The following is a 12,025-nucleotide window of genomic DNA, read 5'->3' on the forward strand; positions in this document are numbered from 1 at the left end:
ATTAAGCATTAATGTGCGTTACCGCACATTAATGGAAAAAAACGCTTAAAAAAACAAGCTGGCTGGATTTAACACCACGAATATTCTGCGCCAGTTCAATTGCCAGTGCTTGCTCTACGCCGCTATCGACAGTGCCATTTAGGGTTACGATACCCTTGTCGGTATTAACCGAAATGTCTGAGCTGGCTACACTGCTGGAATACATAAACATGGATTTTACTTTGGTGGTGATCCAGCTGTCGGCAATCAAAGTGCTCTCGTCCGCATCATCTTTGTCATCACCTTTGTGGCTGGCTTTTTTATTGCTCACAACTAATTTGTTATCTACCGAACGCACACCATCAGTATTTTTCGCCAGTTTCTCTGCTTGCTGTTTGGCTTGGATGTTAGCAACCGTGCCGCTTAACACTACCTTACCGTCTGTGGTTTTAACTTCGGTCTCCATACCCTCTGTATGCTTACTCCACAGTAGCTTCGACTTTACTACGGTGGAAATGGTGGCATCATCCACGACATCGCCATAACCCCGGCTATCGCCACGATCAGGCTTTTTGTAATCGGCATCCACTTTAATCTTGTTGTCGACATCTTTTACGCCGTTAACACCGGCTGCAATGGCTCCTGCCAGCTCTTTATGCACATCTTCTTCAACGTTACCGCTTAGTGTGGCTTTGCCGTCCCGCACAGACACGCTAATGTCGATGGAGCGAAGATAGGGACTTAGCGCATAGGTTGTCCAAATTTGTGCTTCCTGACGTGCATTCACAAGCGTCGCTCCCGGTTCTTTAGCTGACATGTTTTCATCCGCCATAACGTTACCGCTTAGTGCCAACGCGACTGCCGTTGCCAACATCCAATTTGAATTTAACGTGTTCATAATATAATCCTTCCAAGACAGAAATAATTGCCCCAGTGCGTTAATGCCGCACCAGCAGCCTTCGGTTGGCCTTTTCGCCGTTGTATTGATCTTTGTGGTTGCTCATAGAAACCTCATTCACAGCTCAGTCAGCACAAAAATGCGCTGGCAGGTAATGGACTATAAACAAATGCAATAACGCCATCGGTACGCCAGCGCGCTTAAAGGTGCATAACGTGATGATTCATTTTATAGTGCCCACTATCGCATTCGTTACCGCCTGAGAGACTTGCCATGCCTGACACCTCCAAAGCCCATACTAGCCAAGCCAGCCTGCCGCGTAATTTGGGGGTATGGAGCCTGTGGTTGCTGGTAGTAAATGGATTAATAGGCGCAGGTATTTTTGGCTTACCCGGCGGCGCAGCTAAACTTGCTGGCGAATTTAGCCCGCTAATTTACCTTTTTTGCGCTCTGTTAATCCTGCCGATACTGCTTAGCATGGCGGAAGTAGCCAGTTATTTTCGGGGTAGTGGTGGCCCGGTACGCTATGGTACGGCGGCGTTTGGACCTTTTATTGGCTTCCAGGCCGGTTGGTTGTATTACATTGCCCGTTTGGTATCGTTTGCCGCTAACACCGTGCTGTTAGTAGACAGTATTGGCTACTTTTGGCCTGACGCCACCACAGGCATTAACCGTTGGCTGTTACTTAGCCTTATTGTCACCAGCCTTACACTGCTTAATATCGTTGGTTCCGTGCGTACCATGCGCTCGCTGGCCGGTTTAACGCTTATTAAGTTTCTGGTGCTGGTTATGCTTGTCGTCGCCGGCGTTATCTCACTTGGCACTATGGTATTGCCCAGTATGCATATCGGCAGTGTGTTTAGTGGTGAACATACTTATAATTTTGGTGCAGCAACCTTGTTACTGATTTATGCCTTTGTTGGCTTTGAATCTGTGGTAGTACCTGCCGGTGAAGCAACTAACCCCGCCCGCGATATTCCCCGCGCGTTAATTCTGGGGCTTGCTATGGTTACTCTACTCTATATTGGCATTCAACTCGTTAGCGTTGCTGCCGTGCCCACTATTGCCAGCTCCAGCACACCGCTGCTGGATGTTGCCAACACCTTGTTTGGCAGTGTCGGCGCGCTAGTATTAATGCTGGGTGTAGTCGCATCTGTTGCAGCGAACTTATTGGGCGCTATTTTTTCCACGCCACGTGCCAGTTTCGCACTGGCAGAAGACGGTAGCCTGCCCGCCTGGTTTGGTCAGGTAAATGCACGCTTTTTAACGCCGGCAAACTCGATTGCCTTTTTTGGTGCACTGGCGTTGTTACTTACCTTGTATGGTTCTTTTTTATGGCTGGCCGCCGCCACGGTATTAACCCGCGTACTACTCTACAGCCTAACCTGTGCGGCAGTGCCTATACTGAGGCCAAAAATGGCTACATCGACCAGTTTTGTCTTAGCCGGTGGCTATGTTATCCCGCTGCTGGGCATTGCTGCCTGTGGCTGGCTAGCGCTGCAAATCAGCTTATCATCGGCTATTGTTTCAGCATTGTTTGTTCTACTGGGTACGGTGCTTTACTGGCTGGCCAGGTGGCAAAACCGCAAAATATCATCTACAAAAAGTTAACCTTAGGTTATAGTATTGCGCTGTCACTGCACCAGAAGGAGTAAGGTGTTGCAAACCAGCCAGCTATTAATCCAGTTAATGTTGTACGTCTTTTTACCGTTGTGGGGTATTGCCGGTTTTGTTGACTGGTGCTGCCATCGGGCAACCCGCATTGAACATACTTCTGGCTTAAAAGAATCTCTCGTGCATTCTTTGATGGGCCTGCAAATGGCGTTGCCGATACTGCTGTGCTTACTGTTTCAGGTTAATGTCCTTATTTTGCTTATTTGCATTGCAGCCTGGTTGGCACACGAAGCCGTTGCACATTACGACGTGCACTATGCCGCGCCAAAGCGCCACATCAGTGTATGGGAAATGCATGCACACAATTATCTGGCTACATTACCACTGTATATGTTGTTGCTTATTGTGGTGATTAACTGGCCCATTTTTATCAAGCTGATAACGTTGGACTGGCAGGGACAATTTTCCTTTACTCCAATGCCTTATGCTCATGGCGGTGACGGCTATCTGCCCTACTATCTGGGCTTTATGGCGATTGTTTGTGTCTTGCCGTATATGGAAGAAAATCTGCGCTGTTTGCGAGTGGCTTTACAGCGTGAAGGAGAAGCAGCTTGAGCGTATTTATTACCAGTAGCGGCCACTTTTTACCCGGCCCGCCGATAGATAACACCCAAATTGAAACGGTATTAGGCTGTGTGCATGGTAAGCCCAGCAGGCTAAAAAGACGCATATTGCAATCCAATGGTATCAAAACCCGCCATTACGCTATGGATGCTAATCACACCACTTTTATATCTAACAGTGCCATGGCCGCACAAGCCGCCGAGCATTGTTTGCAACAAAGCTTTCTGGGGAAACGCCACATCAGAATGTTAAGCGTCGCGACCAGTCAAGGCGACTTAGTACTGCCGGGCTTTGGCTCTATGGTACAAGCCGAGCTTGGGCTCAGTGATATTGAGCTGCATAGCAGCCATGGCATTTGTTCCAGCAGCATGATGGCGCTAAAAGCCGCTTACACCAATTTAAAAGCCGGTGAGCAAAACAATGCACTTGTTGTTGCCAGCGAGCTGACATCACGTTTGTTTAAAGCCAGTCGCTACGAGGCGGCTGGTGCTGAAGTTGACTTTAACGCCGAATTTTTGCGCTGGATGCTGTCAGACGGTGCCGGCGCGCTGCTATTAGAGCAAACGCCGCGCGGCCAATGTTTTCGCATCGACTGGATCCGCAGTTTTTCCCATGCCGATGCCTACCCGGTGTGCATGAGTGTTGGTTATCCAACCTCGGGGCAAGATCAGCGCAGCTGGCAAGACTATCCCACCTACGCTGAGGCAGAGGCCGCCGGTGCTTTGCTTATTCGCCAGGATGTCAGGCTATTAGAGAATATCGTTAAGCTTGGCGTAGATGGTTATTTACGCTTGATTGGCGAGGGCAAAGTGCAACCAGACAAGGTTAATCATGTACTGTGTCACTATTCGTCACATTACTTTCGCGACAAAATATTCGACATGATGCAGCGCGCTGGCGTAGGTATCCCTGAAGACAAGTGGTACAGCAATTTATACAGCCGCGGCAACACGGGCTGCGCCTCCATTTTTATTATGCTAGACGAATTTCGCCGCACGCAGACATACCGTACCGGTGACACCATATTATGTATGGTGCCAGAAAGTGGCCGCTTTAATAATGCCTATATGCAACTGACTGTCGTGGAGGCTTGAATGACAGAACACGTTTTAACCCCGCAAGCCCAACAATGCTTACAATCATTAATGCGGGTTTGGTTTGAATTTGAACGCCAACTAGGCCGGGTGCCACTCATCTAGCGCTTGGACCGCGGCCAGTTTAGTAAAGCGGACTACTGCCAGCTATTACTCAACTGGCGCCAACAGGTTATCGAAGGCTCGCGTTGGATCAGTCGTTGCGCGTCCAGCTTCGATCGCAGTTTTAGCGATGTACGCTCTGTTATCATTGGCCATGCCCGCGAAGAGCACCGTGATTATGAAATGCTGGAGCAAGATTATGTTGCCGCCGGTGGGCAGTTAACGGCAATACAAACCGCTCCACGCAATATTGGCACCGAAGCCTTGCATGGCTTTTTAATGTATCGCGCTAGCCAACCCAACCCGGTAGATCTTGTCGGTGCCATGAGGATTATTGAAGGTCTGGGCCAAAAAATGGCCAGCAGCTGGGCGGCACAAATTGATCACACTACCGGCGGTGACGGCAGTTACACCCGTTTTATGCGCTACCACGGCAACAACGACGACGGCCATATGCAAAAGCTGTATCAGCTAATAGACCGCTTGTGCCAAAGCCCACAGCAGTTGAGCGATATAGAGCGAACCGCTCGTGTTACCGCCCGGCTGTATTGTTTGCAACTGGAAGAAAGTGAAAATGAGTAAAAAAACCAGCGCGTATTTAAACGCCATTGCTAATGATAATTCATTGCCCATCGAGCAAGCGGCACTCGATCTTTGGCTGAAAGACTTACAAAACCCACTGCGCTGGGGCGTGCGTCCGTTACTGCAATTTATCTTCGCCATGCTGTTACATATTATTTGGTTTTTTAAACGCTTACCGTTACCGCAGTTTAGCGCTCACAAACATCTGCAAAAGCTGATTTGCTGGTTTTGCAGCCACTTTGTTAGCCGTGAAGCTAACCTGTTAATTTTGCGACACTACGCGACAGAGTCTAATATCCTTAACTTTTTAGCTGCCAACAGCCCTGGCAGCCCAGCTAACCCTGTAAATTTATACCCTAAAAGCATTGCCGATATGCAGCACGCCAGCTTCGTAGACCATGATCAAGAGCTGTTTCGTTTGTTTGCTGAGCTGGGCAGTTGGCACCATCCCGAACAGCCGCTAAAGCCCACTGAGCTAAGCTGGCAACAATGGCAACCTATTGATATGTCGTCGTTTCAGTTAACAGAAAAACGCACACAGTGGCTTGATTTTGAAAGCGCTCATGCACTCTTTATGTGTTTATTTTGCCTGTTACTAACCCGCGAAGAATACCGCGATGCTATCAATGGTTTTAACTTGGATCAGTCAATCGCCAAGCGTATTGCGGATCTGATTGGCGACAACACCCTGACAGAAATGGCATACAACAAATACCCGCATTATTTGGTTGGGCCCTGGAATTTGGGACAACGGTTCTTAATGCATGGTTTTTTTACCGAGCACCTGTATGCCTATTTGGAGCAACGTCGCCAACGCCAGGAGCAATAGCCAATGAAAACGGTGGCCCTTGTCACGTTACACGGTATGGGAGAAACCCAGCCTGATTATGCCGATGAACTATTTCAGCGACTGCAGCAAAGCCTTTCTCAGCAAGCGCATCAGCTATATTGCAACACCGTTTATTACCAAGACTTATTAGAATACAACGAACAACGGGTATGGCAGGCACTAGGCTCTAAACTACGCTGGAGCAAATTACGCCGCTTTATGTTGTTTGGCTTTGCTGATGCCGCGGCGCTTGAGCATCGAAAAGAACACCCTCATAGCCTTTACCATTACAGCCAGCTGAAAATTGCCCGCGCACTCTACCTGGCAAAACAACAACTCAGCCAGGATGGCAAGCTGGTGATATTAGCGCACTCCTTGGGATGTCATGTGCTGTCATGTTATTTGTGGGATGCGCAACAAGCCAAAAAAGGCATTAAGCCTGCAGCAGGCATATGGCAGGACATAACCCGTTATCAGGCGGGCATCAGTGGTGATACACCATTGTCAGCAGATGACATAGCCTTCTTGCGAGGTGACCGTCTAACAGCGCTTTTCACCACGGGGTGTAATATTCCTATTTTTGTTGCCGCTCACGCCATGGAGCAAATTATTCCGTTTAACAAACCGAATAATGATTTTGTCTGGCATAACTACTTCGATAAGGATGATGTGCTGGGTTGGCCCCTGGCTGACTTATCGCCAGGCTATGCTGAATTAGTTGACGATATTGAAGTGAACGCCAGCGGCGGCTTTTTCGGATGGCTGGCGGCCAGTTGGAACCCGCTGTCGCACAATCAATATTGGCAAGAACAACGCTTATTACAGCACTTAACAAAAAAACTCTCGGCTTTAATCTAAAGGTTAAATCGCGTTTTTACATCAAAGAGCAATCTAATGTGCAACTTTAGTTTACAACTCGCCCTGTTTATTAAGAAATTTAGCTTAAAAAATCGCTTTAAATTGTTTTTTAATGGAGATATGCTCGAGAGTCCATCTGCTTTTTTACATTTGTAATTTAATGATCGGAAATAAAAAAGATAATTTTTGCTGGAACCAGAGGAATAACCATTGAAAACACATAATAACTATTTGAAATCCATAGTTGCAGTCTCCGTTGCTGCTGCTATCTCGGGCCACGTGTCCGCCATTGACTTTACCGACGTAAAGCCTTACAGCCCTGAGATCGTTAAAACAACGCAAAACGATAAAGTTATTAAAGGCTCTCAGTTAAAACAGTCATTCCCAAATTACTATATCGTTAAATTAGAACAGTCACCGTTAAGTGCAGTGGCTAGCGCAGACGTTGCGAGCAAAGCGAAGCTTGGCAACAAGCTTGACATGACCTCATCAGCCGTCAAGTCACAAGCATCTTTATTACAAGCTGAAAGATCTGCATTCGCGTCTACATTAAAATCGGCATTACCCAACGCAAAAGTCGATCGTCATTATGACACCGTAATGAATGCCGTGGTCGTTGCTTCTGACAAAGACATCTACGATACGCTGCGTGCGATGAAAGGCGTAACCGCAGTATACAAAGAAGAAATGTACTATGAGTCGATGGATGCCTCATTAAACATTGTTAAAGCACAACAAGTATGGGAAAGCTTAGGTGGCAGCATGAACGCCGGTAAAGGTGTTAAAGTTGCGATCATCGATGGCGGTATTCGTCCGGGAAACCCCATGTTTTCAGGTGAAAACTTTACTAAGCCAGATGGCTTACCTGACACAGATTACTGTAGCGAATTTGATCAAGCATTCTGTAATGATAAGTTAGTTTTAGCGCGTTACAGCACGCCAACATTTGTAACTCACCCTGACGAATATATGAGTCCGCTAGGTTTTGGCGGCCATGGTACACACGTTGCGGGTACGGCTGCAGGTAACCCGGTTACCATTAAGTTTAATGGTCAAACTGACATTGTACCTAAAGATGCTGATGGCAACCCGGTAGAAGACGGTTTCTCTGAAGTAACTATTTCTGGTGTCGCACCAGGTGCTTATATTATGGCGTATAAAGCGCTGTTCCAAACACCAGCACAACGTGGTAGTGGTTCAAACGTGATGTTGCTTGAAGCACTTGACTGGGCTGTAAAAGACGGCGCAGACGTTATCAACAACTCTTGGGGCGGTGGTGCCGGTGCGGATCCAGCAACCAGCCCATATCAAGTTGCTTTTAAAGCAGCAGAAGATGCTGGCGTAGTTGTTGTTACAGCAGCCGGTAATGATGGCCCAGGTGCACAAACTATTGGTTGCCCGTCATGTATTGAAAGCGGTTTATCAGTAGCAAGTACCACGCACGGTCGTTTCTTTGCCAATACAATCCAAATTAATGGTGGCGACGATATTCTAGCAGTAGCCAGCAGTGGTTCAGGCTTTGTAGGTTTGGAAGGCAATATTACTGGGCCAATCATGTCTGCGGCTATGGCTGACCCAGAAAATGCATTAGGCTGTGTAGCATTCCCGGCAGAAACGTTTAAGGATGCGGTAGCATTAATTTCTCGTGGTGCCTGTGCATTTAGCAACAAAATAAATAACGCAATGAATGCCGGTGCAGCAGGCGTGGTGGTTTACAACAGTTCTGCTGGCGTGCCTATTACCATGTCAGCACCAGACACCACGTTACCAGCAGTAATGATTTCTAAAGCCAGCGGCGAGAGCATTGAAGCCATGCTCGATGGCGAAGCAGCAGTTTCTGTTGTTATTGAAAGCAATACCAAACGTGTAGTTGATACTGAATTTGCTGACCTGATGAGTGATTTTTCATCTCGTGGTCCTAACGGTGACTCTGGTAGCTTAAAGCCGGATATCGCAGCGCCTGGCAGCTCAATTTTGTCAGCGACTTCACCTGATGAAAATGCAGAAGGTAGCAAGTACGGCTTGAAAAGCGGTACATCAATGGCTTCTCCTCATGTAGCGGGTGCGGCTGCCATTATGAAACAATTGCATCCAGACTGGACTGCCGTTGAAATTAAAACTGCCTTAACCTCTTCGTCTGTTTTCGACGGTTTGAAAAAAGAAGACGGCTCAGCCCCAGCAACACCGTTTGATATCGGTGCAGGCCGTTTAGATTTGACACGTGCTACCGCTGCAGCCTTAAGCTTTGACAAACCATCTTGGGCACAAGACCCTTGTATAGCCAGCTGTGATGTAACGCGCACCCTGCGTAACATGGCTGATTCTGCTGCTACTTGGACAGCGACAGTAGAGTTTGATGACCCGGCTATTCAAGCAGAATTAAGCAATGATACCTTTACGTTAGGTGCAATGGGTTCTGACACTGACTCTGCTGAATTCATGTTAGCGGTAGATACGTCCTCTTCAACTTACGGTACCTGGCAGTTTGGCCGCATTAACTTTGCATCAAACGACAGCTCAGTGCCAACAGCGACCATGCCAATTGCGTTATATGTATCAGAAACTCCTGATGCAGCATCTATCGCAACAGCGGGTTCTGGCACACTTAGCCCAGCTAAAGCGCTTGATGTAGCTGCGTTTTTCAGCAACAAAACTTTCGAAGATCAAATCAGCGTTGAAATCTCTGCTCCACAAGGTACTAAGATTGTTGCTGATTCAGAAATGTCTGCGGTGTCAAACGGTGCTGAGTTCTTACTTGATGCCTCTGAAAACCGTGTTGCCTGGACAGGTAACCTGAATGTTGGACGCTTTACCACACAGAGCTTCGCTGGCTTTAATACCTCGATTAAAGATTTAGGTGTTACCGCATACGCTTGCCCAGGTGAATGTGACGAGTTCTCAGCAACATTCAACTTAGCCGGTTTAGGTGGTTATGTTTATAACGGTAACGTTTATGACCTTATAACTGTAAGTGACAACGGTATTGTTATTGTTGGCGGTGGTGATACAACGGGCTCTTTTGCTAACCAGCAAATGCCGTCGTCTGTTGCACCAAACAATGTGTTAGCGTCAATGTGGTCAGATTTTGACTTAGCTGGCGGTGCTAGCGGTGCAGGTACTTTACATATTGGTTTAGTGTCTGACTATGTGGTATTTGAATGGAATGATGTTGAGCTGTGGGACAATGCTGCGGCTGGTCGCTTTACCTTCCAAACATGGGTCAAACTAGGTGGCACAGAACAAGATGTGTTCTTTGATTACTTACGTGTAGATTCTGTACCAGCAAACGTAACCGTTGGTGCTGAAGATGCAACAGGTAGTGCGGGTACTTCACGCTTCTATAACGGAACGGGTACGGCTCCAGCTGCGGGCACAGCAGTGCAACTAAACAACATCGTTGGTGGTTCACTGCAACTAGGTTACCAGTTAGAAACTGACGGCATGCTTGATTTAGGTGTTGCTGACACAATAACTGTTGCTGAAGACGCCGTATCTGACGCTGTTGATGTATTGGCAAATGATGCTGATAACGCAAGCAAAGTAATCAACATTAAAGTTATGAGCGGCGGCGAATCACTGCACGCTGTTAACAAAATCAATGTAGCTGCAGATGGCATGATCTCAGGCGTAAGCATTGTATCTGAGCCAATGAATGGTGCAGTAGCAGTAGATGACGCTGGCATGTTAGTTTACACGCCTAACGCTAACTTCAATGGTACTGACAGCTTCACGTACACTGCTGAAGATGAAAGCGGCACTGAGTTAGCACCTACGGTAGTAAACGTAGTGGTAACGCCAATGAATGATGCACCAACCTTAACAGCAGGCGCATCACAGTCGGTTGAAGAAGGTAAGAGTGTTACGCTGAGCGTTACCGGTGCTGATATTGACGGCGATACGCTAACGTACACCTGGACGCAAACAGCAGGTCCATCTGTAAGCGTAAGTTCAACGTCTAACAGCGTTACATTTACTGCTCCTGAAGTAAGTAGCGACTCAACAGTTACGTTCTCGGTTGTTGCAAGCGACGGTACGGTATCAACCTCTGCGGTTAGCGTATCAGCGACTGTGACGAATAAGAAAGAAAGCAGCAGCGGTGGTGCATTAGGCTGGTTAAGCCTGTTGTTAGTCCCATTAGCTGGTTTAAGATTACGTCGTAAACTTCGTAAAGCTTAAGCTTATTGCTTAGCAAAAAGCTTCCTTAATGGCTGTCTCTTGATCACATTTACTTTTCAAGAGACAGCGCTAGCTCGTAACCTTCCAGGATGGTTTGCAGTTTAAACCATCCTTCCCATAACCTTTCCCAGCCGACAATACCTGTACGTTTGCTGTCATTCCAACCAGCCAATTTACCAAGCCTTTGGTAAGCCCAGTGCAAATTAGGGATATTAGAAGGTGGTTTACTTTTTTCTGTTTTCAACCACAGTACTTTCCAGGCTATTGAACTGAGTATTCGCTCGCAAGGTATCTTCTTTGCTTCATCAGCATTGCGCCCTAAGTAGCGCAATTGCTGAATACGTACCGCAATAAAAGCCAAAACCACTATCATGCGTTCCAGGTTGGCTTTGCTTTGCATGCGCAAGTCTTCTACTTGTGTACCACCCGTTTTCCAGGATTTGTGGAAGTCTTCTATCAGCCAGCGCCGTTCATAGTGCTCCAACACCTGTTGAGCTTGCTCTGCGCTGGTGACAGGCTCGCTGGTTAGCAAGTGCCAGCATAAACCGCTATTTGTACCTTGCTCCTGACACCCAACATAATGTAAGGCAAGGCTATCACCACGCTTATTCGCTGGGGTCTTCACACTGATAGGGGCAAAGCGAATGTCACATACTACTTCTCTGGCTTTACGGCCCCCTTTTTGTGGGACATGAACTATACGCTCACCGGCGCTTTTCAATCCGCTGCTGAAGCGGTATAGCTTGTCATCGCTTTGTTCAATACAGCGGCTTTGCATTGAGCGTACGATAAAGCGTTGTTGCTCTGCGGTTTTATAGCGAAGGTACTCTATGATATCGGCCTCACGGTCACACACTGCGATGACCTAACTCATCTGCTCTCCCATCCTCGCGGCGTTGGCCTCTGACGCGCGTTGCCATTTGTAGCTTTCTTTTGTCACCGGCAATGTAAAACTGACCCACTAACGACAATTTAAAATTGACCCACCTGAGGCAAAATTACCGCCGACATTAATTGAATTAAGGCGGTGTAATTTTAATGCTGACTCAGGAGTTATTAGTGGAAATCCATGTGTTGCACCGACAAGGCCAAAGCATTCGTGCTATCGCCAAAACATTACATGTATCACGCAATACTGTTCGTAAGTATCTGCGGGATATTGCTAAAACGCCAGCCTATAGTGAACGTGCTGATCGGGCTTCAAAACTTGACCCCTTCAAGACGTATCTGATGGAACGGATTGCTGCGGCTAAGCCGGATTGGATACCG

The 12,025-nt window shown here is 47.4% G+C and carries 9 protein-coding genes and 1 pseudogene; 8 read left to right on the plus strand and 2 right to left on the minus strand.

Annotated features, from left to right (window positions below; all coding sequences use genetic code 11):
- Positions 1–28: 28 nt before the first annotated feature.
- Positions 29–877 (minus strand): BON domain-containing protein, encoded by an 849-nt coding sequence (locus tag H595_RS0112020; RefSeq protein WP_027671440.1) that lies wholly within the window; start codon positions 875–877, stop codon positions 29–31.
- A gap of 273 nt (positions 878–1,150) precedes the next feature.
- Here H595_RS0112020 and H595_RS0112025 point away from each other — a divergent pair, with 273 nt between their 5' ends.
- The 7 genes from H595_RS0112025 to H595_RS0112055 all read left to right on the plus strand — a co-directional run bounded on the left by H595_RS0112025 (position 1,151) and on the right by H595_RS0112055 (position 10,756).
- The gene (locus H595_RS0112025; protein ID WP_027671441.1) at positions 1,151–2,488 is read left to right on the plus strand and encodes an APC family permease; all 1,338 of its coding nucleotides are present in this window, start codon (positions 1,151–1,153) and stop codon (positions 2,486–2,488) included.
- A 45-nt stretch (positions 2,489–2,533) separates the two neighbouring features.
- A complete protein-coding gene (locus H595_RS0112030) occupies positions 2,534–3,106 on the plus strand; it encodes a hypothetical protein (protein ID WP_027671442.1) in 573 nt (190 codons plus the stop codon).
- Positions 3,103–4,209: a beta-ketoacyl-ACP synthase III gene (locus H595_RS0112035; protein ID WP_027671443.1), complete on the plus strand. Its 1,107-nt coding sequence runs from the start codon at positions 3,103–3,105 to the stop codon at positions 4,207–4,209. Before H595_RS0112030 ends, H595_RS0112035 begins: the two co-directional genes overlap by 4 nt.
- 108 nt (positions 4,210–4,317) lie before the next feature.
- A complete protein-coding gene (locus tag H595_RS22240; protein ID WP_205623214.1) occupies positions 4,318–4,893 on the plus strand; it encodes an iron-containing redox enzyme family protein in 576 nt (191 codons plus the stop codon).
- On the plus strand, positions 4,886–5,722 hold the full coding sequence (locus tag H595_RS0112045; RefSeq protein WP_027671444.1) for a DUF6999 family protein: 837 nt from the start codon (positions 4,886–4,888) through the stop codon (positions 5,720–5,722). The genes H595_RS22240 and H595_RS0112045 overlap by 8 nt, the downstream gene beginning before the upstream one ends.
- A gap of 3 nt (positions 5,723–5,725) precedes the next feature.
- On the plus strand, positions 5,726–6,580 hold the full coding sequence (locus tag H595_RS0112050) for a hypothetical protein (protein ID WP_027671445.1): 855 nt from the start codon (positions 5,726–5,728) through the stop codon (positions 6,578–6,580).
- Between the two features lie 210 nt (positions 6,581–6,790).
- Positions 6,791–10,756 (plus strand): S8 family serine peptidase, encoded by a 3,966-nt coding sequence (locus tag H595_RS0112055; RefSeq protein ID WP_051219865.1) that lies wholly within the window; start codon positions 6,791–6,793, stop codon positions 10,754–10,756.
- Between the two features lie 49 nt (positions 10,757–10,805).
- Here H595_RS0112055 and H595_RS22245 read toward each other — a convergent pair.
- Positions 10,806–11,690: pseudogene (locus H595_RS22245) on the minus strand (IS4 family transposase); the annotation flags it as partial.
- A 104-nt stretch (positions 11,691–11,794) separates the two neighbouring features.
- On the opposite strand from H595_RS22245, the gene H595_RS0112065 reads away from it, so the two are divergent.
- On the plus strand, positions 11,795–12,025 hold a 231-nt coding region (locus H595_RS0112065), incomplete at its 3' end, for a helix-turn-helix domain-containing protein (protein WP_037054653.1).

Origin of the sequence: Rheinheimera baltica DSM 14885 (assembly GCF_000425345.1) — a bacterium.
Classification (GTDB): domain Bacteria; phylum Pseudomonadota; class Gammaproteobacteria; order Enterobacterales; family Alteromonadaceae; genus Alishewanella; species Alishewanella baltica.